This window comes from Sorangium sp. So ce131 (assembly GCF_051519095.1).
GTDB lineage: Bacteria > Myxococcota_A > Polyangia > Polyangiales > Polyangiaceae > Sorangium.
Genome location: NZ_CP150455.1, coordinates 4303961 through 4330611, shown reverse-complemented (window position 1 = coordinate 4330611; position 26651 = coordinate 4303961). Strand labels below are relative to the sequence as shown.

Genomic DNA, 26651 nt, shown 5'->3' with positions numbered 1-26651 from the left:
GATATAGGGCTCATGACGGTCGACAAGACAGCGCTCATCGTCGGAGGGACAGGCCTCGTCGGCGGCCATTGCCTGCGGCTCCTCGTGCAGCAGCCCGCCTACGCGCGGGTCGTCGCGCTGCTGCGCCGCCCCGCGCCGATCGAGGACCCGCGGCTCTCCCAGCGCATCGTCGACTTCGACCAGCTGGACGGCGCCGAGTTCGCCGGCGCGACCGACGTGTTCTGCGCGCTCGGGACGACCATCGCCAAAGCAGGCTCCGAAGAGGCCTTCTACCACATCGATTACGGCTACCCGATCGCCATCGCCCGGCTCGCCGAGAAGGCCGGGGTGAAGCAGTTCGTGCTGGTCTCGTCCGTGGGCGCCGATCCGCGCTCCACGAGCTTCTACCTGCGCGTGAAGGGCGAGCTCGAGCAGGAGCTCTCCGCGGCGAGCTTCACCTCGGTCCACGTCCTGCGCCCGAGCCTGCTGCTCGGCGAGCGGGGCGAGGTCAGGAAGGGCGAGGCCATCGGCGTCGCGGCGGCGCAGACGCTCCGGTTCACCATGAAGGGCGGCCTGCGCAGGTACCGCCCCATCGACGCGAGGACCGTCGCCGGCGCCATGGTCGCGGCCGCGCTCCAGGGGAAACCCGGCCGCCACGTGTACCACTTCGACGACATGGAGGCGCTCGCGAAGGGCCTCGACGTCGTCCAGGCCTGACCGCCGCCCACGCCCGCCCTCCGCCGCATCCGCCGCAGCTCGGCCCCCTGGCCTCCGGGTCGGCAGGCCCCGGCCGCCGCCCGCGCAGGGCCCGCCGCGGCGACGCGGGCGGCCCGCGCCGCCATGGCGCCGCCAGGGCCCTGCCCGGGCCGGCGCGACGCAAGCGCGCGGAAATGCTAGGGCTCGCCGCGGGCACGGCGCTCGCTCGACGCCGGCGCCATGGTCCTCGCCGAGCCCCCCTTGCCGATCGTGCCCGAGCGCCTCGCCTCCCCCTCGTTGAGCCCCCAGGCGAGCCAGCCGCCGTCGCCCGAGAGCCAGACGCCGTCGATCGACGCTGTGCTCGCCGAGCGCTTCGGGATCCCTGCGTTCCGCCCGTGGCAGCGCGAGGCGATCGACGCCCTGCTCGGCGGCGCGGGCCGCGTCCTCGTCGTCGCGCCGACCGGCGGCGGCAAGTCGCTCTGTTACCAGCTGCCCGCCGTCGCCCTCCCCGGCACGACGCTCGTCCTGAGCCCGCTCATCTCCCTGATGGAAGATCAGGTGCGCGCGCTCGAGGCGCGCGGCATCCCCGCCACGTTCGTCGCGTCCAGCCTGCCGCGCGAGGAGAACGGCCGCCGCCTCGCCGCCCTCCGCCGCGGCGAGTACAAGCTCGTCTACGCCGCGCCCGAGCGCCTCGCCCTCGACGGCTTCCTCGAGTCGCTCGCCGGGAGCCGGCTCTCGCTCGTCGCCGTCGACGAGGCGCACTGCATCGTCCAGTGGGGCCACGACTTCCGGCCCGACTACCTGCGCATCGGCGACGCGCTCGCGCGGCTCCGGCCGCCCCGGGTCCTCGCCTGCACGGCGACGGCGACCCCCGACGCGCGCGACGAGATCATCCGCCGGCTCGGCTGGCCGCTGCCCTCGCCGTCAGGCGACGAGGAGGCCGGGCCCGACGGCCCCCCGCCCAAGGTGATCCTGCGCGGCTTCGCGCGGCCCAACCTCCACCTGCAGGTCTCGGCCGTCGACGGCCCGCGCGAGGCCGGCCGCCAGACGGCGCGCGCGCTCTCCGACGCGCTCGGCGACCCCGGGCGGCCCCGGGGGGCGGGCATCGTCTACGCCGCGACCCGCAAGGGCGCCGAGCGCCTCGCCGACGCCCTCCGCGACGCCGGCTGGAACGCCGAGGCGTACCACGCCGGCCTCGCCCCCGAGTCGCGCGCCCGCCTCTCGGCCGGCTTCGCGGACCGCACCCTCTCCGTGGTCGTGGCGACGAACGCCTTCGGCATGGGCATCGATCGCCCGGACGTCCGCCTCGTCGTGCACGCCCAGCCGCCGTCGTCGATCGAGGCGTACTACCAGGAGGTCGGCCGCGCGGGCCGCGACGGCGCCCCGGCTCGCGGCCTGTTGCTCTTCGCGCCCGTGGACATCGCGCTGCGCCGGAGGTTGTGCCAGCTCGGCGAGGGGGGCGCCGAGGCGAGCGCCGAGGAGGCCGCGCGCGCGTGGCGGCTCTTCCGCGAGCTGCTCCGCTACATCGACGCCGCCACGTGCCGGCACGACTTCATCCTCCGCTACTTCGGCGACGAGGCCGAGTCGCTCGGCGGCTGCGGCCACTGCGACGTCTGCCTCGAGGTGGACGCCCTCGAGGCGAGCGACCCGGCCGCGCTCGACCGCGACAACGACCTCGTGCGCCGCGCGCTCGCCGGCGTCGCCCGGGTGAAGGGCGGCGCCGGCATGCAGGCCGTGGCGTCGATGCTGATCGGCGAGTCGAACGAGCGCGTCCGCCGCATGGGGCTCGACCGGCTCTCCACCTTCGGCGTCCTCCAGGGGAAGAGCCACACCGAGGCCATGTCGATCCTGCGCGTGCTGCTCGCCAACGCGTGGATCGATCTCACGACGGGCGAGTTCCCCGTCCCGCTCATCACGCCGGCGGGCTGGCGCGTGATGCGCGGCGAGGTGCCTTCCCGGGTGCGGCTCCCGCTCCCCGCCGCGCGCGCCCGGCGCGGGTCGGCGCGCCGCCCCGCGCCGGGCGCGCGCCCCCCGCCGGCCGCGGCCGCGTCGCTCGCGTCCCGCTCGGCTCCCGCGGCCTCTCCGCTCGCCTCCAGCGCTTCTCCCGCCGCCCCGCCGGCGCCGGCCCGCGCGCCGCGGGCCGCGACGGCGTCCCCCGCCGCGCCCCCTGCCGGGGACGCCGAGCCGCCCCTCGAGCGGACCGCTCCCCTCCCCGCCTCGCGGGCGCAGCCCCCGCCCGCCGTGGAGCTCGAGCCGCGGGACATCCCGCTGTTCGAGGCGCTCCGCGCCCACCGCGCCGCGCTCGCCAAGGAGAAGTCGCTGCCCGCGTACGTCATCGCGCACGACCGGACGCTCCGCGAGATCGCCCTCATCCGCCCGGTGTCGCTCGACGACCTCGCGCTCGCGCGCGGCATGGGGCAGGCGAAGATCTCGACCTACGGCGAGGGCATCCTCCGGATCGTCCGCGAGTTCTCCGGCCAGTAGCGAGCCGCCCAAGCCGGGCCGTGGCGCCGAGAGCGCCGGCAGCTCTAAGCGTTACCCGCCACCCGGAGCTCCGCGATGAGCTGGCCATCCACGCTGATGAACGTCGTGAGCCCGCCCTCGACGTTGATGAACACGTCGAGCATCACGCCGGCGCCGAGCTCGACGACATGAAGGTCGTCCCGGAGCAACGCCGCGGGGGCGATGTCCACCCTCGGCGCCGGTCCTGGGCCCCTCTCCACCGTCTTCTTCGAGTTCATGGCTCCTCCGACCTCCCCCCGTCCACGCCGCCCGCCCTCGCGGCCGCCCCCCGGCGGGGGCGCGGCCTCCGGCGGAGCAGCTCGCCGCGGCGCCGCGCGCGCGGCGCCTCCTTATCCGGTCCCCGCCGGTCCCCCCAAGCGCATTTCGTGCCGCGCTCGCACGCCTGGCGTGATCCCTCGCTTCACGCAACCCCCTTTGTACACGCCACCCACGCGCCTCGGATCCGTTTCAGGAGCTCGCCGTCGCCCAGGACGATAACGACGCCGCCGCCCCCACGGCGACCCTGCCCGAGGCGAGCACCTGGCCGAGCGCCGGCTGCGCCAGGAGCATCGCCTCGACCCGCAGCAGCGCCGGCAGGTAGACGACCTCCCGCGCCAGCCCTCCTCCCCGGTGCACCCGCGCCGCGATCCGCAGGGCGTCCCTGGCGGAGCGCGCGCCGCGCGCCTCGAGGAGCCGCACGGTCTCGACGAACCCGGCGCCGCGCTCCACGCTGCGCGCCGCCAGGTGGCGCAGCCCGAGCTCGGTCCGGCGCAGGCCGGTCAGGTACCCCGCGGCGCGCTCGCGCGCGAGCGCCCAGCCCTCCTGATCGTCGCCGCCGTGCGCCGTCCCGATCGCGAAGATCCCGAGCGGGAGCGCCGCGGCGCGCACGCTGGGCGCCGCGTGCCCCTCGATCTCGTGGAGCACGGTGCGCTCCACGTCGTCGTGCGTGAGCATGCGCCCCCGCGCGACCTGGATCACGCCGTCGCCCGTCGCGGCGAGCGGCGCGATGTCGGCGATCACGACCCGGAGCGGCAAGCGCTGCGCCCCGATCTCGCGCCGCATGCGCGAGACGAGCGACCCGGGCGCGCGCTCGTCGTCGCTCCGCACCCGCTCGCCGTCGCCCGGGGCGGCCTCCGCCGGCTCCTCCAGCCAGGCCGCGGCGAGCGCGTCCGCCCGCTCGTCGAACCCGTCGCGCGCGGCGTAGCGCCGGCGCGCCGCGGCCCAGCACCCCGGCCCCCCCGCGGCCTCGCAGACCGCGGCCTCCGCGGCGATCTCGCGGGCGCGGCCGGCGTAGACCGCGCCGAGCTCCCCCTGCCGCTCGAGCCGCTCGGCCGCGGTCTCCATCGCCCGCCGGAGCTCGCCGTGGTCCTGCGCGGGCGCGTAGGTGAACCGCGGAGGCTCCGCGCCGCGCCGCTCCCACGCGTCGGCGAGCCGCGCGAGCTCCTCCCCGAGGTTCACCGGCGTGTTCGCGCCGACCACGCGGACGCGCCGCGCCGCCGCGCCGAGCAGCCGGTCCGCGTCCGGCACCCACGCCGGCGCGGCGGGCGCCGCCGCCCTCGCCCGAGCACGCCGCCCCACGCCGCTCACCTCCCGCCCGGCTCCGCCCGCCTCAGAGCAGGTTCGCCGCGAGCTCCGCGAGCTCGCTGCGCTCGCCCTTGGCGAGCACCACGTGCCCCGCGATGCGCTCGCGCTTGAACCGCTCCGCCACCACGAGCAGGCCGTTCGACGCGTGGTCCACGTACGGGTTGTCGATCTGCTGCGGATCCCCGGTCAGCACGATCTTCGTCCCCTCGCCGCACCGGGTGATGATCGTCTTCACCTCGTGCGGGGTGAGGTTCTGGGCCTCGTCCACGATGAGGTACTGGTGGGGCAGGCTGCGCCCGCGGATGTACGTCAGCGGCTCGACCTGGATCCGCCCGCTCTCCAGGAGCTCGACGAAGCCGCGCGCGTCGCGCCCCGGCTTCGCGCCGCCGTTCGAGAACAGGAACTCGAGGTTGTCGAAGATCGGCTGCATCCACGGGTTCAGCTTCTCGTCGACGTCGCCCGGAAGGAAGCCCAGATCGCGGCCGAGCGGCATGATCGGCCGGCTCACCAGGAGGCGGCTGTACGCGTTGTCCTCCGTCGTGCGCTTCAGCGCCGCGGCGAGCGCCAGGAGCGTCTTGCCCGTCCCCGCCTTGCCGATCAGCGTGATCAGGCGCACCGAATCGTCGAGCAGGAGGTCGAGCGCGAAGGCCTGCTCCTTGTTGCGCGGCCGCACCCCCATCACCCCCTCGCGCCCGACCCGGAGCGCGACGATCTGCCCGCGCGTCGCGTCGAAGCGGCCGAGCGCGGTGTGGCTCGGCGCCCCCGCATCGCGGAGGAGCACCGCCGCATTCGGCAACAGATCCGCGAGGTTGGCGCCGGCGAGGTACCCGTTCTGGAAGAACGCGTCGACCTCGGCGCCCGGCACCTCCAGCTCCACCACCGACTGCTCGATCGCCGGATCGTGCACCCGCGTGTTCTCGTACGTCTCGGCCGGCACACCCAGCGCGTCGGCGCGGATCCGCAGGTTCGTATCCATGGTCACGAAGATCGTCGGCCGGTCCTTGTGCCGGTCGCGGATGTCGATCGCCGTCTGCAGGATGGCGTTGTCCTGCGAGCCCGACTCCAGCCCCACGAGCAGCTCCGGCCGCCGCTCCGGGATCGCGATCCGCAGGCTGCCGCCGCTCTCGAGCAGCACCCCGGTCGCGAGCGTCCCGGAGCCGCGCACGTCGTCGAGCAGCCGCGCGATGGTCCGCGCGTTGCGCCCGCGCTCGGAGCCCTCCCGCTTGAACTGGTCGATCTCCTCGATCGCGTAGATCGGGATGATGACGTCGTTGTCCTCGAACTTGAAGATCGCGTGGGGATCGTGGAGCAGGACGTTCGCGTCGAGAACGTAATTCTTCTTCATGGGGGAGCGCGACGGCGTACCCCCCTGAGGCGACGGGCGCAAGAGAGGTCCGACGGAGCGGACGCGTGAACCCTGCCGTGTTCCGCGGCACATCGTCCTGGTCGACCGCGGACCACCCGGAGGCGGCGCGCGGGCGTCGGCCGGAGTGCGGCGGGAGTCCGGCCGTCGCCCCCCGCGCGCCGCGCGGCTACAGGTCGATCCGGTAGTCTTTGATCTTGTAGAGCAGCGCCCGGTGGCTGATCTCCAGCACCTCGGCGGCCTTGGTCCGGTTGCCCTTGGTCTTCTGGAGCGCGCGCCGGATCAGGATCTCCTCGATGACGCGCGAGGTCTTCTTGATCGACAGCTCGCCGCTCGTCAGGTGCATCTGGATCGGGTCGCGCGCCTCCCGGATCCGCTCGGGCAGGTCGGCCTCGCCGATGCGCTCGCCCTCGCAGAGCACCATGGCGCGCTCGACGGTGTTCTCCAGCTCCCGCACGTTCCCCGGCCACCGGTACTCGAGGAGCAGCCTCCGCGCCTCGGGCTCGAAGCCGCGGATGTTGATGCCGAACCGCGCGTTGTTCCGGGCGAGGAAGTGGTCCATGAGGATAGGGATGTCCTCGCGCCGCTCCCGGAGCGGCGGGATCGCGATCGGGAGCACGTTGATCCGGTAGAAGAGGTCCTCCCGGAACCTGCCGGCCTGCGTCTCGGCCGTGAGGTCGCGGTGCGTCGCCGCGAGGATGCGGACGTCGACCTTGACGTCCTTGTTGTCGCCCAGGCGGCGGATCGTCTCCTCCTGGAGCACCCGGAGCAGCTTCACCTGGAGCGAGAGCGGCAGCTCCCCGATCTCGTCGAGCAGGAGCGTGCCGTGGTTCGCCTGCTCGAACAGCCCGGCGCGATCGCTCACGGCGTCGGTGAACGCGCCCCGCTTGTACCCGAAGAGCTCGCTCTCCAGGAGGTTCTCCGGGATGGCGCCGCAGTTGACCGCCACGAACGGCCCGCCGCGCCGGCCGGACCGGCGGTGGATCGCGCGCGCCACGAGCTCCTTGCCCACGCCGCTCTCGCCCGTGATGAGCGCGGTCGTCTTGTAGTCGGCGACCTTCCCGATCGTCTTGAAGATGGCCTGCATCGGCGGGCTCTTCGCGAGGATCTCCTCGAAGAGGTTCTCCCGCCGGATCTCCTGCCGGAGGGCGCGGTTCTCGCGGCGCAGCGCCTCCCGCTCCTCCGCCTTCCGGAGCGTGAGCAGCACCTCCTCCGCCTTGAACGGCTTCTGGATGTAGTCGTAGGCGCCCGCCTTCATCGCCTCGATCGCCAGGTCGACGTTGCCGTAGGCGCTCATCACGATGACCGTGGCCTCGTTCCCCTTGGCCTTGAGCGTGGCGAGCAGATCGAGGCCGCCCATCCTGGGCATCCTGACGTCGGTGAGGATCACGTCGGGCCCGAACGTCTCGACCATCACGAGCGCCTCCTCGCCGCTCGAGACCGCCTCGACCTCGTAGCCGTCCCGCTTGAGGAACGTGCGCACGACGAGGCGCAGGTTTTCTTCGTCATCGACGACTAGGACGCGGCGCATAGACCCTGAAAACTTTTCTACACCGATGTACACCACTCCGCAACGAGTTGCGTCCGGGAGCCATGCCGCAGCGCGGCCATCGGCCACCTCCGTCGCCCGAGGGCGCTCGCTGGCAGCGCCCTGCGCGGCGCCGGGATCGCCGCGGCGCGGGATCGCGCGGCGCGGGATCGTGCGGCGCGAGATTGCGGCGGCGCGGGATCGCTGCGGCGCGGGATCGACGCGGGCGGCCGCGTGGCGCGGTGCCAGTTGACGCACGTCGCGCAGGCTGCTTTAGCGGCGACGCGCACGGGCGTCGCGCGGGGCCGTGGCTGGCCCGGCGGGGCGCGCCGGAGCGGCTTTCGCGGCAGGGCCGCGCCCCTTAACCAGATCGCGTGAGGAGCCAGGGCATGAGCATGAAGGATCGTTTGGTCGACCAGGCAAAGAAGCTCGCCTCATCGGGCAGGGTCGTCCGTGCCGTCAGCAACGATCGCGTGATGCGGCTGGCCACCGGGATCATGGACGCGAAGAACCGCCTGAGCGCCGCGCGGGAGCGGGCGGCCGAGGCGTGGGACATCCTGCTGAACGGGCACGCGCTGCCGAACATCGACCCCGCGCTGGACGACGAGGCCGGCGTGCACGGGGCGGCGCCGGCCGCGCCGCGCGGCGCGGCGCCCCGGGCGGCGGTCGCGAGCGGGGCCGCCGGGGCCGCGGCCGTCGCCGCCGAGGTCGCGGTGAACGGGGCGGCGCCGCGCGACGCCGCCGGCGCCGCCGCCCGCCAGCACACGAACGGCGCGGGCGCGAACGGCGCGGGCACGTACGTCGCGGCGGCGGCCGAGCAGCAGCTCGCGACCCAGATGGCCGCGCGGACGTCGCTGTCGCGCATCGGCGGGCGCGACGTGTTCGAGAAGGCGTACAAGTTCATGACCGCGGACAACGCCCGCGCCATGGGGGTCTACCCCTTCTTCCGCCCGCTCGACTTCAACAACGGTCCCGAGGCGCAGCTGGAGGGGCGGAGCGTGATCATGCTCGGCTCGAACAACTACCTCGGGCTGACGACCCACCCGAAGGTGCGAGAGGCGGCGCGCAACGCCATCGACAAGTACGGCACGAGCATGACGGGCTCGCGGCTCGTGAACGGGTCGATGCGCCTCCACAACGAGCTCGAGCAGAAGCTCGCCGCCTACCACGGCAAGGAGGCGGGGCTCGTCTTCACGACGGGCTACCAGGTCAACATCGCGACGATCTCGGCGCTCCTGAGCAACAAGCGGAGCGTCGCGCTGATCGACAAGGACGATCACGCGTCGATCTACGACGGGGTGCGGCTCGCGCAGGCGGCCGGCGCCCGGATGGTGCGCTACAAGCACAGCGATCCGGCGGCGCTCGACAGCGCGCTCGCGGAGCTCGCCGACACCGAGGGCGCCCTGGTGATCACGGACGGGGTGTTCAGCGCCCAGGGCGAGATCGCGGCGCTGCCCGGGATCGTCGAGGTGGTGAAGAAGCACAAGGCGCGGCTGCTCGTCGACGACGCGCACGCGCTCGGCGTGATCGGGCCGGGCGGGCGCGGGACGGCGGCGCACTTCGGGCTGTCCGGGGACGTGGACCTCATCGGCGGGACCTTCTCGAAGTCGCTCGCCTCGATCGGCGGGTGGCTCGTCGGAGAGCGCAAGGTGCTGGATTACATTCAGCATTTCGCCTACAGCTTCCTCTTCGCGGCGAGCGCGGCGCCGCCGTGCGTGGCCGCGGCGATGGCCTCGCTGGAGGTCATGCAGGAGGAGCCGTGGCGGCAGGAGAAGCTCCGGGAGAACTTCACCTACATGCGCACGGAGCTGAAGCGGCTCGGGTTCGAGCTCGGCAAGACCGAGACGGCGGTGATCCCTATCTACATCCGCGACGACCTCAAGACCGTCATGATGTGGAAGTCGCTGCTCGACGACTACGCGGTGTACGTGAATCCGTTCATCACGCCGGGGGTGCCGCCCAAGCAGCAGGTGCTGCGGACGAGCTACATGGCGACGCACGAGCGGAAGCACCTCGACCATGCGCTCGAGGCGTTCGAGAAGGTCGGGAAGAAGTTCGGGGTCATCTGAACTGGGCCGCGCCGGCGGGGGGCTGTGCGCGGCGGGGCGCGGAGGGGCGCTGGCCATCCGCAAGACGGGGGCGGGGGAGCTTGCGCATGAACCACCGCCCGGCATGTCTCCCTTCGGGCCTTGCTGGCTGAGAACTTATGGTGCGCGCCACACAAGGCGCGCCTGGGACGTGGAGCCCGCTGGGACCTTATGGCACCTCGGTCGGTGCTACGACGCGCCCCTCCGCGCCCCGCCGCGCACAGCCCCCCGCCGGCGCTACCGCTGCGCCGATGAGACCGGAGAGGCGGGGCGGTTGGGGACGTCCATTTTCGTGGGGCGCCCCTCAGCGCGTCGGCGCTGACGAGGGGGGCGAGGATCCTACGCCGAGCTCGCCGGCCGTCCGTTCGCGCTGGACCTCGCAGAGGCGCTCGTAGACCTTTCGGGCATCACGAATGCCGCGGAAGCTCGGCACCTGGTCCTTCCGATCGGGAGGCCATGAGGACTCGGGGGAGCTCCACCAGCTGGTCGCGCCGGAGCCGCCGAAACGGATGGTACCCCTGCCCTGCCGACCCTCCTGCAAATGGATCGGGCACGATCCGTCGAGCTCGAGCGAGGTGACCCGCGGCCGGCCGCGGCCTTCCACGAGGAGCGCCCTCCGATCGGTCAGGCCGTAGAAGGTGCGCGCGCGCTGGACCATGTCCCAGAAGAAGAGGCCGACGATGTTGTAGAGACCGACCGCAAGGGCGAAGAGGAGAAACCACGACGGGCCACGGGGAGCCACGAGCACCACGCACCCGAGCCAGGCCATGCAGACGAAGAAGAACAGCACGTCCTTCATCGTGAAGCGCGGGCCCTGGACAGGTCGACCGGCCCAGAGGAGCCGCTCTCCCGGAGCGAGCTCCGGCTCGACCACGAAGCGGGCCTCGTCCTCCTCCCGCGAGCGCTCCAGCGGCTCACGGTAGGGACCGGCAACCAGACGATCGCTCATGTCTAGAGTATGCCGCGCCGCGCGCCCCGCGGCCTCCCCGCGCGGGGGGATCACCCCTGCGCGGACGCGACCTCGGCAATCACGCCCTCGTCGGCCCGCAGGTCGACCACCGCGCCCAGCAGCTCGCCGGTACGGTCGAGGCCGGTCGCGAGCAGGACGCGGCCGCCGAGGACGCCGCCCGGGAGCTCCAGCCGGCGCGGGCGCGACGTCAGGTTGAGCGCCACGAGCAGCCGCCGGCCAGCGTGCTCGCGCGCGTAGGCGAGCAGATCCGGGCCGGCGGCGAGCGGCGCATGACGCCCGATGGACAGGGCCGGCTCGGCGCGCCGGAGCGCGAGGAGCGCGCGGTACAAGGACAGGATCGAGCCCGGGTCCGCGCGCTGCACCTCGACGTTCGTGCGCGCGAGGTCGGACCCGAGCGGCAGCCACGGCGCGCCGGTCGTGAAGCCGCCGCCCGCGCCGCCGTCCCACTGCATCGGCGTGCGCTCCGGGTCCCGCCCGACGCCGAGGCCGGGCACGTTCTTCTCGAACGTGTCCTGCACCTGCTCGGGCGCGATCGGGACATCGCTCATCCCGATCTCGTCGCCGTAATACAACGTCGGGGTGCCCCGGAGCGTGAGCAGCAACATCGCCGCGACGCGCGCCTGGGCGGCGCCGACACGGCTCATGATGCGCGGCTTGTCGTGGTTGCCGAGCACCCAGTTCGGCCACGCGCCCGGCGGGAGCGCCGCCTCGTACTCCCGCACGATCTCCGCGATCGCTTGCGCGTTCCAGGGGGCGCCGATCAGGTGGAAGTTGAACGGCAGGTGCATGCCGGACAGGTCCTGCCCGTAGTAGGCCATCAGGCGATCGAACGGCAGGTAGGCCTCGCCGATGAGCACCCGATCGTCGTACCCGTCGAGCACGCGGCGCATGCCGGCGACCGCCTCGTGCACCTCCGGACGATCGGTCGTGTAGAGCCGGAGCAGCCGCCGGTGCGGCGGCATGCCGGGCCGGTAGCTCGGGTTCGGCGGGTTGTCCCGGAGCTCGCCGTCCTTGATGAGGTGGTGAATCGTGTCCACGCGAAACCCGTCCACGCCGCGATCGAGCCAGAAGCGCAGCACCTCGTGCATCGCGTCCCGCACGGCGGGGCTCCGCCAGTTGAGGTCCGGCTGCTCCTTCAGGTACGCGTGGTAGTAGTACTGGCCCGTCGCGGCGTCCCACTCCCACGCTGAGCCCCCGAACTCGCTGAGCCAGTTCGTCGGCGGGCCGCCGCCGGGCGCGGGATCGCGCCAGATGTACCAGCCGCGCTTGTCGCTCTCGCGCGACGCGCGGGACTCCAGAAACCAGGGGTGACGGTCGGACGTGTGGTTCGGCACGTAGTCCAGGATCACCCGGAGGCCCATGCCGTGCGCGTCGCGGACCAGCGCGTCGAACTCGTCCAGCGTGCCGAAGCGCGGGTCGATCCCGCAGTAGTCCGACACGTCGTAGCCGAAATCGGCCATCGGCGATGGATAGATGGGAGAGATCCAGATCGCGTCGACGCCGAGCCACGAGAGGTACTCGAGGCGGGACCGGATCCCGCGCAGATCGCCGACGCCATCGCCGTTCGAATCCATGAACGAGCGCGGGTAGATCTGGTATATGACGCCGCGCTGCCACCAGCGTGATCCATGCATATCGCGCGCTCCGTTCGGTAGCGTTCGGTGGTCTCAGTAGAGCGAGGCCAGACCGTAGCACGCGGCGCCCGAGCGGCGCCGCGCGGACCGCCCCCGGCGCGCGAGCGGCGCCGCGCGACTGGCGAGCTCGGCGCGAGGAGGCCGCGCGGGCGCCCCGCAGGAGAGCGCTCCTGCACGCGGCGAGCAGCGCGCCGAGCCAAGCCCCACGCGCCTGCTCGAGCAGAAGGCCATCGGCGAGTTTGTAATGCAAAATACATGGCAACAGACGTCCTCTTCGGCGATCCGTGGGCGGCCCGCCGTGGCGGCGCGGGGCACACGGCGGGCACAGCGGTGATCGTTCGCTCGGTGCACATCCGCTTTGCTTAATTCCCGTCCTCTACGTTATTGTCTGCCCGCTGCCGTAACAATTCATGTTGCCGTGACGTTTCATGGTTGCCGTCATGTTTCCTGACGATGCCGTTATGTTTCCTGGTAACCCATAGGAGGCAGTTCGATGATGGAGAACGGTATGGGGAGAGGTTGCTCGGCGCTCGCCTGCGTCGTGGGGTTGCTCGCGTCGCCGCCCGCCTGGGCCCAGGATCCCGCGCCGGCCCCGGCGGATCCGGGGACGGCCGCGGCCCCGGCGGAGGGGAGCGCTCCCCCGGTGGAGCCGACCGCGACCGCGACCGCGGGCGACGCGGCGGCCCCGACGCCCGCGCCGGGCACCACGGAGCCGGTCGCGGAGCCGCCGGCCCCGGAGAGCCAGATCCCGAGCTGGTTCCGGCTGGACGCGGACGGCGCCGGCTTTGCGGCCTGGGCCGGCGCCACGCACAAGGTCGGCCCCGTCGACCTCGCCAGCGATATCTTCCTGACCACGTCCGGCTTCGCGGAGTTCGACATCGGGCCTGCGTTCACGCTGGGCCCCGTCATCCTCAACCCGATGGTCGGCGTGGGGTTCAACTTCATCAACCGTGAGCCCGCTGCGCTGATCGCGCCGCAGCTCTATACCTTCATCGACGTGAAGCCCGTCTACTTCGAGTCGTGGCTCTCGACGTCGTTCTCCAGCATCTTCACGGAAGGCGCGCAGGACTACTTCTACACGCGGGATTTCCTCCTCGTCTATCCGATCGACGACTTCGGCATCGGCCCGCACTTCGAGCTCACCTACGGCCTCAATGAGAGCGCGGGCGATGAGGCCGCGGGCGTGCTGCCCTCCGTGGCCGACGTCCTGAGCCTGCAGGTCGGCGGCGTCGTCGGCCTGAACTACGGCACGGGCAACAAGCTCCTCCTCTATCTCGGCTACGAGACGCAGGCCGAGGGCAACAAGCTCGCAGGCCGGTTCACGTTCATCCACAACTTCTGAGGCGCGGCCGGCCGCGCCGGCGCCTCTCGCAAACTCTCCTCTTCCGGCAGCAACTCCAGCCTGGGCGGCGGGACCCCGCCCGGCTCCGACGCCCGCGCGCCCGCGCGAGCGCACGAGAGCTTCCCAGCGCCCTCCCGCGCTGGTACCGAGGCGGCATGTCGCAACGGATCCTGTTCGCCGCCGCGCTGTGCAGCCTCCTCGGCCCCGGGTGCCAGCCCCGGGACAACACCTCGCCGGGGCCGACCGCCCCGACAGGCGCCGCCCAGCCGAGCCGACCCGCGACCGCCGAGCCGGTCGCCGAGCAGCCAGCCGCGGGTCAGGCGCCCGCGGGTCAGGCGCCCGCGGGTCAGGCGCCCGCGGGTCAGCCGAGCGCGGATCAGCCGCCCGCGGATCAGCCGGCCGCACCCGCGGCGCTGCCCGCGGGGTTCGTCGACGCGAACACCACGTTCGCGCAGCGGCTCTACGGCAGGCTCGCCGCCGCCAAGGGCAAGCTCTTCTTCTCGCCGTCGAGCATCTCGACCGCGCTCGCCATGACCTACGCCGGCGCCCGGGGCGAGACGGCGGCCCAGATGGCCAAGGCGCTGGAGCTCACGCTCGCGCCCGAGGCGCTGCACCCCGCGTTCGGCGCGCTCGCGAAGGAGCTCACGCAGGCGACCGGCGACAAGGCGCCCGAGCTCCGGATCGCCAACCGACTGTGGGGCCAGGCCGGGATGCCGATCCAGGCCGCGTTCCAGGAGACCACCCAGCGGCACTACGGCGCGGGGATCGAGCTCGTCGACTTCAAGGGCGCGAGCGAGAAGGCGCGAGGGCAGATCAACCAGTGGGTCGAGCAGCAGACGAACGCGAAGATCAAAGAGCTGCTGCCGGCCCGAAGCGTCACCCCGCTCACCCGGCTCGTCCTCACGAACGCCGTCTACTTCAAGGGCAAGTGGGCGACGCCCTTCGACAAGAAGGCCACGAAGGACCAGCCGTTCACGATTGCGCCCGGCGCCTCGCCGGCGGTGCCGACGATGCGCAGGACCCTCCCGGCGCGCCTCGGGCAGGCCGCGGACGCCGCGGTGCTGGAGCTCGCGTACGAGGCGCCGAGCCCCGAGCGCTCCCTCGCCATGGTCGTCATCCTGCCCGCGAAGGTGGACGGGCTGCCGGGCGTGGAGCAGCGCCTCGCGGCCGGGCATCTCAAGGAGTACGTGGAGGCGCTGCGGCCGGCCCGGGTCGACGTGTCCCTCCCCCGCTTCACGATGGCCGCGGAGTTCGAGCTCTCGAAGACCCTGGCGGAGATGGGGATGCCGCTCGCGTTCGACGAGAGGAAGGCCGACTTCTCCGGGATCACGGCGAGCGACAAGCTCTTCATCTCCCAGGTGCGGCACAAGGCGTTCGTGGAGGTCAACGAGGAAGGCACCGAGGCCGCCGCGGCCACCGGCGTCGTCGTGTCCACGCGGGCGGCTCCGGCGGCGATCCCGGTGTTCCGCGCCGATCACCCGTTCGTGTTCCTGATCCGCGACACGGCGACCGGGACCGTGCTGTTCATGGGCCGCGTCACCGACCCGCGCTGAGCCGCGCGCGCGAGCGTCCTGGCGCGCGAACGTCCGGGCGCGCACGCGGACGTAGACCAGGGGACCGCGCGGTAGGACAGCGCCGCCGATCGAGCCGCCTTATACCGAAGCCGACCACACCGCGATGGCGCGATGGCGCGATGGCGCTATGGCGCTATGGCGCGACGACGCGGCGGCGAGGCCGCCTGAAAAGTCGGCGCCGCGCCCTCGGGATCGAACTAAGATGAGCCGCTTTGGGACGCCTCTCGGCGTCGCTGCCACGAGGGTGGCAAGGAGCGAGCGATGAAGAACGAACACGCGGCAAAGGTGCTGCAGGCCGTCCGAGATCTGGCCCCCGCGATCGCCGCCCGGAGCGCGGAGATCGACCGGGCGCGGCGCCTCCCGCCGGACCTGTTCGGCGAGCTCAAGGCGGCGGGCTGCTTCCGGATGTTCCTCCCTCGGAGCCACGGCGGCTACGAGGTGGACATGCGCACCGGGATGGAGGTCCTCGAGACGCTCGCCCGGGCGGACGGGGCCACCGGCTGGGCGGTGATGATCGGCTCGGAGAGCCCGCACCTGTTCGCGCTGCTCTCCCGCGAGCGCTTCGACGCCATCTACGCCGCCGGGCCGGACGTGATCATCGGCGGCGCCTTCAACGCGCAGGGCGAGGCGCACGAGACCGAGGGCGGCTACCGCGTGACGGGGCGCTGGAGCTTCGCGAGCGGCTGCGAGCACGCGAGCTTCCAGTTCGGGAACTGCGTGCTCATGGACGGCGGCCGCCCGCGGATCGACGCGGCGACCGGCGCGCCGGAGACGCGGGGCATGTTGTTCCCTGCGAGCGAGGTGCGCATCATCGACACATGGTCCGTGCTCGGCCTGCGCGGCACCGGCAGCCACGACATCGCGGTCGAGGGCGCGTTCTGCCCCGCGGAGAACAGCTTCGACATCTTCAAGGGCCGGCCGGCCGTGTCCATCCCGGGCTTCGTCGCGCCCGTCCTGCACTTCGTGCTGCACATGGGCGCCGTGGCGGTGGGGATCGCGCAGGGCGCGCTCGACGAGATGGTGACGCTCGCGCGCTCCGGCAAGAAGCGGCTCTACGCGCGCGCCGATCTCGCCGAGTCGCCGGTGTTCAAGGTGCACCTCGGCCGCGCCGAGATGACCGTGCGGGCCGCGCGCGCCCTCCTGCGCGAGACGGGCGACGAGCTCTGGGACGCGTGCGTCAACGACCCCGCGGCCGCGGCCGCCCTCGCGCCGCGCATCTCGGGCGCCCTCGCCTGGGCGACGGAGGCCGCGATCCGCACGGTGGACGCCTGTTACCAGGCCGCCGGCGGCGGCGCGGCCCGCGACGCGTCGCCCATGCAGCGGCGGTTCCGGGACATCCACACGTTCTCGCAGCACGCGGCCGCCGCCGAGGGGTGGTTCGGCCAGGCCGGCGCCTCGCTCCTCGGCCACGCGACGGGCTACTGGACCTGAACGCGCCCGAGCGCGCGTCTCCCCAGCACGGCATGCGCCCCCTCCGGTCCGCCCTGCTCGCCCTCGCGGCGCTCGCCCTCGCGGCCCTGCCGCTCGCCGCCTGCTCCGCCCCGCGCGCCGCCGCCCCGCCCGCGCGCGCGCCGGCCCGCGCGGGGGCCTGCCCTGCCCGCGCGGCGTGCGACGCGCCGCCGCCCACGGCCCTGCCGCGCGGCTTCAGGCACACGCGCTCGCGCGCCGTCGCGTCCGGGTGGCCGCGCCACCGCGGGCGCGACCTCTTCGTGCGCCCCGAGGGGCCACAGTGGGCCATCGCGAAGTTCGCGTACGGGCCGTACGACGAGGACCTCGAGGACGAGGACGTCGAGGCCTACCTCCTCCGCGGCTGCGGCGGTGCGTGGGAGCGGCTCGGCGCCTTCAGGACCAGCGGCGACGACCGGCCGCACCCGACCACGGAGGGGATCCGGGACACCGGCGGGCGCGTCTACCTCGACCTCGCCGCGGTGCGGCGCCTCGAGGTCGGCCGGCACCGCGTCCACCTCGCCGTGGTCGGCGACGGCACCAGCGCGGACCTGTTCCTCGAGGTCCTCCCGCCCGGCGCGCGGGTCGCCGTCTCCGACATCGACGGGACGCTCACCTCGAGCGAGATGGCCGTGCTCGGCGAGCTCGTGGGCGGCGGGCCGCCCGACGCCCACCCGGGCGCGGCCGCGACGATGCAGGCCCTCGCCGAGAGCGGCGTCCACCTCCTCTACCTGACCGCGCGCCCCGAGTGGCTCGTGGCGAGCACGAGGGCGTGGCTGAAGGCGCAGGGCTTCCCGCCGGGCATCCTCCACACCACGGTCGGCGTCACCGGCGCCTTCGGCCGCGCCGCGGCCAACTACAAGACCATCGAGCTCGAGTGGCTCCGGGCGCGCACCGGCGTCGTGCCGTCCTTCGCCTTCGGCAACATGCCGAGCGACGTGACGACCTATTCGGCCGCCGGGATCGCCCCGGAGCGGTGTTATTATTACAAGCTGAGCGGCGACCTCCGCGGCGGCGTGCCGAACGAGGATTACCGGCGCCTCGCCCCGGCGCTCTTCAGCCCGCCCGCCGCCTGCCCGCCGTGAGGAACGGGCCGTGAGGATCACGGCCCCGGGGAGATCAGAGCGGGATCTGGATCACGTCCTCGCACGTGAAGTTGACGCCCAGGGACGCCGCGGGGTCGGCCTGGATCGTGCCGCACGTGCTGTCGCAGAGCACGATCTGCGACGGGCTCTGGGGGTTGTCGTAGCGCCAGGCGCCCTCGGCCTCGCATTCCTGGTCGTACTCGAGGTTCGTCGGCGGGTTCGAGCCGCTCGTGTACGTGACCCGGACCCGCTGCTTGTCGAACGTCCGGCCGTCGGGCGCCTCGGGGATCGGGACCGTGCACGAGATCGCGGACCCGCGGATCTCGTCGATCGCCGCGTTGAACGCGGCCGCGGTCGCGACGGGATCGCCGGTGTCGATGATGAAGGCGTCCTCCGTCCCGCCCGCCGCCGCGATCTCGTGCAGGTTGGAGACGTTGTCCGGCGCGTCCTCGACATCGGGGTTCGCGACGCCGATCACGTAGGTGGAGACGTTGCTCTCGAGCGCCGTCTCGACGCGGCTCACGACGGCGCTGATCGAGTTCTCCCGGTCGCACAGCTGCGGGTAGCCGTCTGTCACGAGCACGATGACGTATTTGCCGGGGTGCTCCGCCCGCTGCGCCTCGATGAACGAGAACGTGCCTGCCACCACGAACGACGTCGGCGTGCCCATGCGCCAGTCGTCGTCGGTCTCCGGCGTGACCTCGTCGATCGCGGCGGCGAACTCCTCGGAGGGCAGCGGCGTCATCGCGACGTCCGGCCTCTCGTAGCTGCGGCCTGAGCACATGTTCCGCCCGCTGGGGAAGAACGTGAGCGACGCCGTGAGGCCCTCGGACTCGGGGTCCGCGAAGAACTGCTTTGTCGCCGCGACGATGGGATCCCACTTGAGCGTCCGGTCGTGCCAGGGCTCGTTGTTCGCGCCCATGCTGCCCGACACGTCGAACGCGAAGGCCAGGTACACGGGCTGGATCTCGGCGGTGGCCGTCTGGGTGGCGCACGCCTCGCCCGCGCCGGTGCCCCCGTCGCCGCCCGTCGGAGAGTTTCCGCCCAGGTTCAGATCGCCCCCTTCACCGAAGATGTCCCCGGAGCTGGAGCTCGAGGGCCCCGAGCCCGTGGAAGGAGCGCCGGCGCCGACGCCGCCACTGCCACCACCGTTGCCGCCGCCGCCGGGTTCGCTGCCTGCGTTCCCACCGCACGCCGTCCCGACTGCAGCCGTCATCAACAAAGCAAGAGCAACTCTAGGCAACCGCATGGCATGACTCCTCTCGAGCGCGCGCCAGCGCCGATGCGCCGGCAGGTGAGCGCGCGCCAGCGCCGATGCGCCGGCATGTAAGCGACTGAATCTAGGATGCTCCCGCGGCCGTCTCGGCGTCGGATCCCTCGCCGTGAAGCCCCAGGGCTTCCAACCAGTATAAGGCATTTTGCGGCACGTCGTGCGACTTATGATCTGAGGAAGATGCCTTTTTGCGCGACGTTGCCCACAGTGCAACACATCGAATCATGGTCCCAATCCATCCACCCGTTCATCCACTCTTCATTCTTACAACGCCACAGCGGTATGCGCGCCGGGGCGCCGCGCCCGTCGCGCCGCGGGCGTCGCGCCCCGAATGAACGCAGCTCCCGCGCGCCGGAGATCCCTTATGCGTCGTCCGCGCTCGCACCGCGCTCGCACCGGCGCGGCGGCGCGCGTCCGGCCCGCGCCGCGGCGGGCGGCCCGGTGCTAGGCTGCGCCGCGCATGGTCCGCGCGGTGTGCTTCGATCTCATGGATACCGTCCTCTACGACCCCTACCGCGAGGCGCTCGCCGCGGCGACGCGCGCGCGGGCGGCCGAGCTCGCGAAGTACCGCGACCCGACGTGCTGGCCCGACTTCGAGATCGGCGCGATCGACGAGGCCGAGTTCGCGCGGCGGTTCTTCCGCGAGGGCGCCGAGGGCGTCTCGTTCGACATCGACGCTTTCCACCGCGTGCGCCGCGAGGGGTACCGCTTCTTGCCCGGGGTGCGCGAGATCCTCGAGGAGCTCGCGGGCCGCGCGCCGCGGTTCATCGCGAGCAACTACCCGGTCTGGGTCGAGGAGCTGCGCGCGACGTTCGCGCTCGACCGCCTGTTCGAGGGCATCTATTCGAGCCATCACCTGCGCGTGCGCAAGCCGGCGCGCGAGTTCTTCGACCGGCTCGTGAGCCGGATCGGGGTCGACGCCGAAGGCTGCCTGTTCATCGACGATCGCGCGGAGAACTGCGACGCCGCGGCCGCGGTCGGGATGCGCGCGCACCTGTTCGACGGGGCCGCGGGGCTCCGCGACCGGCTCGTCCGCGAGGGGCTGCTCGATCCGTGAGGCGGCGAGGCGCGGCGCCGGCCGTGAGGCCGTGAGGCGCGGCGCCGGCCGGATCAGGGCGCTGCGGCCGCGCGATCCGCGAGGCGCGGCGCCGGCCGGGTCAGAGCGCCGCGCACAGCGGGCACGACGCGCGCGCGTGCGGCGCGTCGCCGCGGTGGAGGTCGAGGATGGCCCGGGAGATCTGCGCGAGCTCGCGCCGCACCTCGCGGCGCATCCCCTTCACGCGCGGGATGGCCATCCGGTCGTAGGCCGTGGTCTGGTGCCGCATCCAGGCGATCACGGCGCTCTCCGCGCGCTGCCCGACCGGGATCCGCTCGGTGCGGGCGACGGTGCCGCTGCCCACGGGCGTCGCGTGCTGCGTCACCTTGGCCGCGAGCGCCCGCGCGAGCGCCTCGTAGCGCGGCGAGAACCGGAGGAACGCGGCGACCTCCGCCTCGAACTCGCGCACGTACTCCTCCTGCTCGCGCTCGCGCCGCCGGGCGTCCGCCTCCCGCTTCTTGGCGTAGGCGGGCGTGCTCCGCTCGGCCTCGAGCGCCGCGCGGGCCTCCTCGATCGTGGCCGCCGGCGCCCAGAGCCCGCGCGAGAACGTCTTGCGCCCGCGCTTCTCGACCACCACCCACGACGGGCCTGCCTGCTTCACGCGGCGGGTGAGCCCGGCGTCCCCGGGCGGCAGGCACGCCCAGCCCTCCGGCGGCGAGAGCAGCGCGCCGTCGGGCGCGCGGAAGCAGCGGGGATCCGAGGTGGGGGCCAGGGTCAGGGACTCGGGCATGGGCAGGAGCGCCGCTAGCTAGGCCAGGTCGTCCCGCGTGTCCAGCCGGCGGCGTGCGGCGCGCGAGCCGGCGGCGTGCGGCGCGCGAGCCGGCGGCGTGCGGCGCGCGAGCCGGCGGCGTGCGGCGCGGCGGGGGCAGCGCGGCGCGGCGACGCAGCGATCCGGGCCCGGAAGGGGCGCTCGCCCTTCGCCCTTCCTTTCCGTCGCCATCCATGAAACAGCGCATCGCCGCGGGCTGTCGTCACGGGGGAACGCGGCGATCAACACGCTGGCGACGCGCGCAGGAGGCCAGTGTGTCGGACGACGATCGGATCAAGTGGGACGCTCGTTATCGCGAGGCGGGCGCCGCTCCGGGGGAGCCCTCGGCGGTGCTCACGGCGCTCGATCCGCTCCTCCCCCGGCGCGGGCGCGCGCTCGATCTCGCCGGCGGCGCGGGGCGGCACGCCCTGTGGCTCGCGCGGCGCGGGCTCGACGTGACCCTGGCCGACATCTCCGAGGTCGGGCTCGGCGTCGCGCGGCGCGCCGCGGACCGCGACGGGCTCGCGATCCGCACCGTCGCGCTCGACGTCGAGCGCGATCCGCTGCCTCGCGGGCCCTGGGATCTGATCCTCATCTTCTACTTCCTCGAGCGCCGCCTCTCCGCCTGCGCCGCGGAGCTCGCGCCCGGCGGCCACCTCGTCGTGGTCCATCCGACGCGGTCGAACCTGCTCCGGCACCCGCACCCGAGCGCGCGCTGGCTGCTCGAGGACGGCGAGCTCCCGGGGCTGCTCGGCGACGCGATCGAGGTGGTCCGCTACGACGAGGGGTGGCTGGAGGAAGGGCGGCACGAGGCCCGGCTCGTCGCGCGCCGCCCGGGCGCTTCGCCGGCCGGCGCGTGACCGGTCGCGCCTCGGCGCCGCGCCGGCGCGCTTGAAGCGGCCGGCGCGTCACCTACAAGGCCGGCATGACGCGCGCGCCGCTCGCGGGGCCCGACGAGGCTCCGGCCTCCGTCCCCGCCCCCGCGCCCAGCCTGGGCGATCTGTTCCTGGGCTTCCTCGGCGTGTCCCTGTCCGGCTTCGGCGGCGTGCTCCCCTTCGCGCGGCGCGAGATCGTCGAGCGCCGGCGCTGGCTGACGGCGCAGGAGTTCACGGACCTCCTCGCCACGTGCCAGTTCCTGCCCGGACCCAACATCGTGAACCTGTCGGTCGCGATGGGGCGGCGCTTTCACGGCGCTGCCGGCGCCGCCTCGGCGGTCCTGGGCCTCCTGGGGGCGCCGGTGCTCCTGGCGATCGCCCTCGGCGCGCTGTACGCCCGTTTCCAGCACGTGCACGTGCTGCGCGGCGCCTACCGCGGCGTCGCGGCCGGCGCGGCCGGCCTCGTGGTCGCCATGGCGGCGAAGATCACCGCCCCCCTCGTCCGGCAGCGGCCGCTGGCCACCGCCCCGATCGCCTTGCTCGCGTTCGTCGGCGCGGGTCTCCTGCGCTGGCCGCTCCCGTGGATCCTCCTCCTCGTGACGCCCCTCAGCGTCGCGGCGGCGTTCCTCGACGCTGCCCGCGCGCCGCGCGCTCGAGGCGGGAGGGGCCCCCGATGAGCGGCGCCTCGCCGATAGGGACGCTCGCCGTCCAGTTCGCGGCGCTGTCGATGCTCGCGATCGGGGGAGCCAGCGCCGTCATCCCCGAGATGCACCGGCAAGCGGTGGACGTGCAGCGCTGGATGACGGACCAGGAGTTCGCCGACCTGTTCGCGATCGCGCAGGCCGCACCGGGGCCCAACGTCCTGGTCGTCACGCTGGTCGGCTGGCGCGCGGCCGGCGTCCTGGGCGCGCTCGTGGCCACGGCCGCCATGTGTTTGCCCACGTGTCTCCTGACCTACGCGGTATCGAGCGTGTGGGACCGGTTCCGCGAGGCGCGGTGGCGCGCGCTCGTTCAGGCCGCGCTGGCGCCGATCACGGCGGGCCTGATCAGCGCCAGCGCCTATCTCCTGTGCCGCGCCGCCGACCGCGACTGGATCACGGCGGGCGTGACGGCGGTCGCCGCGGTGGTCGCGTACGGCACCCGGCTCAACCCGCTGTGGGTGCTCGCGGCGGCGGCAGCGCTCGGGGTCGCCGGCGTGATGTAATGTGATGTCCCCGGGGGGGACGCGGCTTGCCGCGGCGCGGGGATCGCGCTTTGCTCGGCCATGCGCTTCGCCCGCCTCGCGCCCCCGGATCAGGATCGCCCCCCGTTCTTCGCCCGTCTGGAGGGCGCGGCCGCGCTCGTCCATGACGCGCCGCCGTGGCTCGGCGGCAAGCCCACGGGGGAGGCGGTGGCGTGGACCGACGTCGACCTCGCCTGCCCCGCGCTCCCCACGAAGATCGTGTGTGTGGGGCGCAATTACGCCGCGCACGCGAAGGAGCTGGGCAACGAGGTGCCGGTCGAGCCGCTCCTCTTCCTCAAGCCGCCCTCGTCGCTCATCGGCCCGGGCCAGTCCATCGTGCTGCCGCCGGAGAGCCAGCGGGTCGAGCACGAGGCGGAGCTCGGCGTGGTCATCGGCCGCCGCTGCAAGGCGGTGCGCCCGGAGGAGGCGCTCGATTACGTGTTCGGCTACACCTGCGTCGGCGACATCACCGCGCGCGATCTGCAACGGAAAGACGTGCAGTTCACGCGGGGCAAGGGGTTCGACACGTTCTGCCCGGTAGGCCCCTGGATCGAGACGGAGCTCGACCCGGCGGCGCTCCGGGTGCGGGGCCTCGTGAACACCCAGGTGCGCCAGGACGGCGCGACGTCTCAGATGATCTGGGGCGTGCCCGCGCTCGTCGCCTACATCAGCCGGGTGATGACCCTGGAGCCCGGCGACGTGATCGCGACCGGCACGCCCGAGGGCGTGGGGCCGCTCGTGTCCGGCGACGAGCTCGTGATCGACGTCGTCGGCGCGGCGGCCGGGGCGCGCGGGATCGGGGCGCTGCGCGTGTCGGTCGCGGCGCGGGGAAACGGCGCGAGCGCGCGCTAGGACACGGGATCACCGGCGCGAGGTGGACACGCCCTCTCGGAGATAGGGAGTCGGTGCTGCCTGCCCGGCTCACCCGCCGGCCCGCGCCTGCGGCCTTCCGGCATCGAGCGAACGCCCGCGTCGCCCCCTTCCTGGGCGGCGATCCGCGGCCGGTCGGACCAGCTCGCCCGCCGCCCGGCGTGGCAGGCCCTGTGCACTGACCCCCGGGCGAGCACGTCGCTCCACCCGCTCGTTGCGGTCGCCGCGGTGCCTCCCGACGGAGGTCGCGCCGGACGCAGCAGGGCTCCGAGGTCACGATGACAGCGTCTTCGATCCACCGGTCATGGCACCCGATCGCCCTCCTCTCCTTCGGCGCCTGCGCGGGCCCCCTCGCGCCGACGCGCGGCCCGGCCGAGCGCGGAGCGCGCTCAGAGCGACGGACCATCGCGGAGCACGATGGTGACGTGCGACAGCCCGGTGCCGCCGAGGAGCATGGCCTTGACGAGGAACTCGACCATCGTGTCGAGGCACTCGGCCGGTGAGAAGCCCGCCCGCCCCGCCCCGAGCAGCGGCAGCGCCATGCTCCGGAGCTTCATCGTGTCCGCGTGGTAGAAGCACCCCTCCAGCATCCTGACGATGAGGTCCCGGGTCGGCCGGTAGGTCGCGACGTGATCCCAGTCGAGCGTGATCGCGTGGAACACGAACCGCGCGTTCAACCTGCCGGCGGAGCTCACCACCACCCCGCCGTGGCGCACCGGCACGTATTTGCGCGTCTCCATCATGCACACGCCGCCGCTCGCCAGGTTGAGCGCCAGCGCCACGCCGCCCGACATGGTGAGCTGCCCGTCGTCCGCGCTCACGAGCGCGTCGGCCGACATGGCCGCGATGTTCGCGCGCACGATGGCCAGCGTCCGGTCCCCGTGGAACTGGAACACCGTGACCGGCCCTGGCGGGCCGCCCGAGAGGAGCACGGGGCGGAAGCGCTGGTACTGCTCCAGGTACATGCGCAGCGTCAGATCGTGCGGATCTCCCCAGCGGGTGCTCTCCGCCCCGACGAGCATCGCCTCGATCTCGTCGAACGACTGGAAACGATCCTTCGGATCCTTGGCCAGGCAGCGCTCGAGGATCACCTGCACGTCCTCGTCGAGCTCGGGCCGGAGCGCCCGCGGCCGGGCCGGGATGTCCTGCCGGTGCGCGAGCAGCAGCGGCAAGAGCTCCTGCTCCTCGAACGGCCGCTGCCCCGTGGCCGCGTGGTAAAAAGACGCACCGTAGCTGTAAATATCCGCCCGCGTGTCGCTCTCCTGCGGGCTCCACGCTTGCTCGGGCGCCATGTAGAAGGGCGTGCCCAGCACCGTGCCCATCGCGGTGAGGGGCTGCTCCCGCAGGGCCGAAGGTCCCGTCGTCGCGGTCAGGCGGGCGAGGCCGAAGTCGGCGACCTTCAGCTCCCCGGACGGCGCGATCAGCATGTTCGACGGCTTGAGGTCGCGGTGCATCACCCCGAGCTCCGTCGCCGCGGCCATCCCGCGCGCCGCGTGGAGCATGTACCGCCGGAGGTCGTCGAGCGGCAGCGGCCCGCGCTCGATCAGCGCGGCGAGCGACGGGCCGCCCACGTACTCCATCACCATGAACGGCGACCGGTTCGCGAGGAAGCCGAAGTCGTAACAGCCCACCACGTGCGGCGACTTGATCTGCGCCGAGATGCGCGCCTCGCGCAGCATCCGCTCCCCGGCGTTCGGGTCCGTGCGCCCCGTGAGCACCTTGATCGCCACGTCGCGCGCGAGCGCGAGGTGGCGCGCGCGGAAGACGGCGCCCATCGAGCCCACGCCGAGCAACCCCTCCACGCTGTACCGGCCCGCGAGCTCCTTGCCGAGCGTCGAGGCGTCGATCATGAGCGAACCTTCACCGGTTGATGTTCGGAACCCGGCGCGCCGCGGTCAAGGGGCACGCAGCGACGCGCCGCGCCCCGCGAGCGGCCTTCAGCGCAGCCGCGCCGCAGCGCGCCGGGTCGCCGAGAGCCGCCGTTCCATCATGGGCGCCATCCGCTGCCGGATCCGCTCCAGGGCCGCCGGGTCGATCCGCTCGGGCGCGCCGGCCTGGAACGGCGGGGCGGGGTCGTACTCGATGCTGAGCTGGATCGCCTCGGCCTGGTCGCGCCCCGCCATGTCGGCGACCAGCTGGAGCGCAAAATCGATCCCGGCGGTCACGCCGCCGCCGGTCACCCGGTCGCGATCGATCACGACCCGCTCCGCCACCGGCGTCGCGCCGAGCAGCGCGAGCTGATCGCGGGACGCCCAGTGGCAGGCGGCGCGATACCCCCGGAGCAGCCCGGCGGCGCCCAGCACCAGCGAGCCGGTGCAGACCGAGGTGACCCAGCGGGCGCCCTTCGCCTGGCGGCGCAGGAACTCGAGCGTCTCGTCGTCCTCCATCAGCTCGATCTGCCCGGGCCCGCCGGGCACGCAGACCACATCGAGCTGCGGGCACTCGGCGAAGCGGGTCGTCGGCAGCAGCGCGAGCCCGCGGTCGCAGGTGATCGGCTCCAGGGTCTTCCAGACGAGGTGCACGCGGGCGCCTTCCATGCGGGCGAAGACCTCGAAGGGCCCGGTGAGATCCAGCTGGGTCAACCTCGGATAGAGCAGCAAACCGATGTGCACGGGCGTCCTCCTCTGCCGGTGATCCGGCGGCCGAAGCGAGGACAGGGACGCCAGACGCGGCCTGGAAGTCAAGCGCTCGCGGCGGCAGCGGCGGGAACGCTCGCGCGGCGCGCCTCCATGTCCCTGCAAACCCACGCGCGGCGGAGGTCCCCTTGCCGCTTTCTC

General features: G+C 73.3%; 22 protein-coding genes. 12 read left to right on the top strand and 10 right to left on the bottom strand.

Translation table 11 applies throughout. The features are described from left to right. Positions 1-12 precede the first annotated feature (12 nt). Positions 13-696, top strand: a complete 684-nt coding sequence (locus WMF43_RS15985; RefSeq protein ID WP_437681234.1) for an oxidoreductase — start codon at positions 13-15, stop codon at positions 694-696. A 219-nt stretch (positions 697-915) separates the two neighbouring features. Beyond that, a complete protein-coding gene (locus tag WMF43_RS15980; protein ID WP_437681233.1) occupies positions 916-3159 on the top strand; it encodes a RecQ family ATP-dependent DNA helicase in 2244 nt (747 codons plus the stop codon). A 44-nt stretch (positions 3160-3203) separates the two neighbouring features. On the opposite strand, the gene WMF43_RS15975 is transcribed toward WMF43_RS15980, so the two are convergent. The 4 genes from WMF43_RS15975 to WMF43_RS15960 all read right to left on the bottom strand — a co-directional run bounded on the left by WMF43_RS15975 (position 3204) and on the right by WMF43_RS15960 (position 7655). Next, on the bottom strand, positions 3204-3416 hold the full coding sequence (locus WMF43_RS15975; RefSeq protein ID WP_437681232.1) for a hypothetical protein: 213 nt from the start codon (positions 3414-3416) through the stop codon (positions 3204-3206). A gap of 229 nt (positions 3417-3645) precedes the next feature. After that, positions 3646-4755 carry a tyrosine/phenylalanine carboxypeptidase domain-containing protein gene (locus tag WMF43_RS15970; protein ID WP_437681231.1) on the bottom strand — a complete coding sequence of 370 codons (1110 nt, stop codon included), beginning with the start codon at positions 4753-4755 and terminating at the stop codon, positions 3646-3648. Between the two features lie 31 nt (positions 4756-4786). Then, positions 4787-6106 carry a PhoH family protein gene (locus WMF43_RS15965; protein WP_437681230.1) on the bottom strand — a complete coding sequence of 440 codons (1320 nt, stop codon included), beginning with the start codon at positions 6104-6106 and terminating at the stop codon, positions 4787-4789. Positions 6107-6293: 187 nt separating this feature from the next. Continuing rightward, complete coding sequence (locus tag WMF43_RS15960; RefSeq protein ID WP_437681229.1) at positions 6294-7655, bottom strand: sigma-54-dependent transcriptional regulator; 1362 nt, start codon at positions 7653-7655, stop codon at positions 6294-6296. Positions 7656-8041: 386 nt separating this feature from the next. Between WMF43_RS15960 and WMF43_RS15955 the strand changes: the two genes are divergently transcribed. Beyond that, positions 8042-9721: an aminotransferase class I/II-fold pyridoxal phosphate-dependent enzyme gene (locus tag WMF43_RS15955; protein ID WP_437681228.1), complete on the top strand. Its 1680-nt coding sequence runs from the start codon at positions 8042-8044 to the stop codon at positions 9719-9721. Positions 9722-10043: 322 nt separating this feature from the next. Here the strand turns inward: WMF43_RS15955 and WMF43_RS15950 are convergent, their stop codons facing one another. Together WMF43_RS15950 and WMF43_RS15945 are read right to left on the bottom strand one after the other, a co-directional pair. Continuing rightward, on the bottom strand, positions 10044-10688 hold the full coding sequence (locus tag WMF43_RS15950) for a hypothetical protein (protein ID WP_437681227.1): 645 nt from the start codon (positions 10686-10688) through the stop codon (positions 10044-10046). A gap of 50 nt (positions 10689-10738) precedes the next feature. Next, the gene (locus WMF43_RS15945; protein WP_437681226.1) at positions 10739-12343 is read right to left on the bottom strand and encodes an alpha-amylase family glycosyl hydrolase; all 1605 of its coding nucleotides are present in this window, start codon (positions 12341-12343) and stop codon (positions 10739-10741) included. 493 nt (positions 12344-12836) lie between these two features. Here WMF43_RS15945 and WMF43_RS15940 point away from each other — a divergent pair, with 493 nt between their 5' ends. From WMF43_RS15940 to WMF43_RS15925, 4 genes are all read left to right on the top strand, one after another. Continuing rightward, positions 12837-13685, top strand: a complete 849-nt coding sequence (locus tag WMF43_RS15940) for a hypothetical protein (protein WP_437681225.1) — start codon at positions 12837-12839, stop codon at positions 13683-13685. Between the two features lie 155 nt (positions 13686-13840). Then, positions 13841-15238 carry a serpin family protein gene (locus WMF43_RS15935; RefSeq protein WP_437681224.1) on the top strand — a complete coding sequence of 466 codons (1398 nt, stop codon included), beginning with the start codon at positions 13841-13843 and terminating at the stop codon, positions 15236-15238. Positions 15239-15520: 282 nt separating this feature from the next. Beyond that, complete coding sequence (locus WMF43_RS15930) at positions 15521-16690, top strand: acyl-CoA dehydrogenase family protein (protein WP_437681223.1); 1170 nt, start codon at positions 15521-15523, stop codon at positions 16688-16690. Between the two features lie 32 nt (positions 16691-16722). Beyond that, entirely contained in the window at positions 16723-17790 is a 1068-nt protein-coding gene (locus tag WMF43_RS15925; RefSeq protein WP_437681222.1) for an LNS2 domain-containing protein, read from the top strand. A 34-nt stretch (positions 17791-17824) separates the two neighbouring features. Here the strand turns inward: WMF43_RS15925 and WMF43_RS15920 are convergent, their stop codons facing one another. Further along, positions 17825-19006: a VWA domain-containing protein gene (locus WMF43_RS15920; protein ID WP_437681221.1), complete on the bottom strand. Its 1182-nt coding sequence runs from the start codon at positions 19004-19006 to the stop codon at positions 17825-17827. A 517-nt stretch (positions 19007-19523) separates the two neighbouring features. Between WMF43_RS15920 and WMF43_RS15915 the strand changes: the two genes are divergently transcribed. Then, positions 19524-20120: an HAD family hydrolase gene (locus WMF43_RS15915; RefSeq protein ID WP_437681220.1), complete on the top strand. Its 597-nt coding sequence runs from the start codon at positions 19524-19526 to the stop codon at positions 20118-20120. A gap of 100 nt (positions 20121-20220) precedes the next feature. Here WMF43_RS15915 and WMF43_RS15910 read toward each other — a convergent pair whose 3' ends face one another. Next, positions 20221-20889, bottom strand: a complete 669-nt coding sequence (locus WMF43_RS15910) for a DUF2293 domain-containing protein (RefSeq protein ID WP_437681219.1) — start codon at positions 20887-20889, stop codon at positions 20221-20223. A gap of 293 nt (positions 20890-21182) precedes the next feature. Between WMF43_RS15910 and WMF43_RS15905 the strand changes: the two genes are divergently transcribed. From WMF43_RS15905 to WMF43_RS15890, 4 genes are all read left to right on the top strand, one after another. Beyond that, a complete protein-coding gene (locus WMF43_RS15905) occupies positions 21183-21767 on the top strand; it encodes a class I SAM-dependent methyltransferase (RefSeq protein ID WP_437681218.1) in 585 nt (194 codons plus the stop codon). Between the two features lie 65 nt (positions 21768-21832). After that, complete coding sequence (locus tag WMF43_RS15900; protein ID WP_437681217.1) at positions 21833-22459, top strand: chromate transporter; 627 nt, start codon at positions 21833-21835, stop codon at positions 22457-22459. After that, positions 22456-22986, top strand: coding sequence for a chromate transporter (locus tag WMF43_RS15895; RefSeq protein WP_437681215.1), 531 nt, complete (start codon positions 22456-22458; stop codon positions 22984-22986). Before WMF43_RS15900 ends, WMF43_RS15895 begins: the two co-directional genes overlap by 4 nt. Before the next feature lie 60 nt (positions 22987-23046). Continuing rightward, on the top strand, positions 23047-23856 hold the full coding sequence (locus WMF43_RS15890; RefSeq protein ID WP_437681213.1) for a fumarylacetoacetate hydrolase family protein: 810 nt from the start codon (positions 23047-23049) through the stop codon (positions 23854-23856). A gap of 407 nt (positions 23857-24263) precedes the next feature. Here the strand turns inward: WMF43_RS15890 and WMF43_RS15885 are convergent, their stop codons facing one another. Together WMF43_RS15885 and WMF43_RS15880 are read right to left on the bottom strand one after the other, a co-directional pair. Then, positions 24264-25724, bottom strand: a complete 1461-nt coding sequence (locus tag WMF43_RS15885) for a serine/threonine-protein kinase (RefSeq protein ID WP_437681211.1) — start codon at positions 25722-25724, stop codon at positions 24264-24266. An 87-nt stretch (positions 25725-25811) separates the two neighbouring features. After that, positions 25812-26486 carry a DJ-1/PfpI family protein gene (locus WMF43_RS15880; protein WP_437681209.1) on the bottom strand — a complete coding sequence of 225 codons (675 nt, stop codon included), beginning with the start codon at positions 26484-26486 and terminating at the stop codon, positions 25812-25814. Positions 26487-26651 lie beyond the last annotated feature (165 nt).

What these genes read in the sequence shown, in the direction of transcription:
- WMF43_RS15985 (WP_437681234.1), top strand. Translation starts at nt 13, where the DNA reads ATGACGGTCGACAAGACAGCGCTCATCGTCGGAGGGACAGGCCTCGTC.
- WMF43_RS15980 (WP_437681233.1), top strand. Translation starts at nt 916, where the DNA reads ATGGTCCTCGCCGAGCCCCCCTTGCCGATCGTGCCCGAGCGCCTCGCC.
- WMF43_RS15975 (WP_437681232.1), bottom strand. Translation starts at nt 3,416, where the DNA reads ATGAACTCGAAGAAGACGGTGGAGAGGGGCCCAGGACCGGCGCCGAGG.
- WMF43_RS15965 (WP_437681230.1), bottom strand. Translation starts at nt 6,106, where the DNA reads ATGAAGAAGAATTACGTTCTCGACGCGAACGTCCTGCTCCACGATCCC.
- WMF43_RS15960 (WP_437681229.1), bottom strand. Translation starts at nt 7,655, where the DNA reads ATGCGCCGCGTCCTAGTCGTCGATGACGAAGAAAACCTGCGCCTCGTC.
- WMF43_RS15955 (WP_437681228.1), top strand. Translation starts at nt 8,042, where the DNA reads ATGAGCATGAAGGATCGTTTGGTCGACCAGGCAAAGAAGCTCGCCTCA.
- WMF43_RS15950 (WP_437681227.1), bottom strand. Translation starts at nt 10,688, where the DNA reads ATGAGCGATCGTCTGGTTGCCGGTCCCTACCGTGAGCCGCTGGAGCGC.
- WMF43_RS15945 (WP_437681226.1), bottom strand. Translation starts at nt 12,343, where the DNA reads ATGCATGGATCACGCTGGTGGCAGCGCGGCGTCATATACCAGATCTAC.
- WMF43_RS15940 (WP_437681225.1), top strand. Translation starts at nt 12,837, where the DNA reads ATGATGGAGAACGGTATGGGGAGAGGTTGCTCGGCGCTCGCCTGCGTC.
- WMF43_RS15935 (WP_437681224.1), top strand. Translation starts at nt 13,841, where the DNA reads ATGTCGCAACGGATCCTGTTCGCCGCCGCGCTGTGCAGCCTCCTCGGC.
- WMF43_RS15930 (WP_437681223.1), top strand. Translation starts at nt 15,521, where the DNA reads ATGAAGAACGAACACGCGGCAAAGGTGCTGCAGGCCGTCCGAGATCTG.
- WMF43_RS15925 (WP_437681222.1), top strand. Translation starts at nt 16,723, where the DNA reads ATGCGCCCCCTCCGGTCCGCCCTGCTCGCCCTCGCGGCGCTCGCCCTC.
- WMF43_RS15920 (WP_437681221.1), bottom strand. Translation starts at nt 19,006, where the DNA reads ATGACGGCTGCAGTCGGGACGGCGTGCGGTGGGAACGCAGGCAGCGAA.
- WMF43_RS15915 (WP_437681220.1), top strand. Translation starts at nt 19,524, where the DNA reads ATGGTCCGCGCGGTGTGCTTCGATCTCATGGATACCGTCCTCTACGAC.
- WMF43_RS15910 (WP_437681219.1), bottom strand. Translation starts at nt 20,889, where the DNA reads ATGCCCGAGTCCCTGACCCTGGCCCCCACCTCGGATCCCCGCTGCTTC.
- WMF43_RS15900 (WP_437681217.1), top strand. Translation starts at nt 21,833, where the DNA reads ATGACGCGCGCGCCGCTCGCGGGGCCCGACGAGGCTCCGGCCTCCGTC.
- WMF43_RS15895 (WP_437681215.1), top strand. Translation starts at nt 22,456, where the DNA reads ATGAGCGGCGCCTCGCCGATAGGGACGCTCGCCGTCCAGTTCGCGGCG.
- WMF43_RS15890 (WP_437681213.1), top strand. Translation starts at nt 23,047, where the DNA reads ATGCGCTTCGCCCGCCTCGCGCCCCCGGATCAGGATCGCCCCCCGTTC.
- WMF43_RS15885 (WP_437681211.1), bottom strand. Translation starts at nt 25,724, where the DNA reads ATGATCGACGCCTCGACGCTCGGCAAGGAGCTCGCGGGCCGGTACAGC.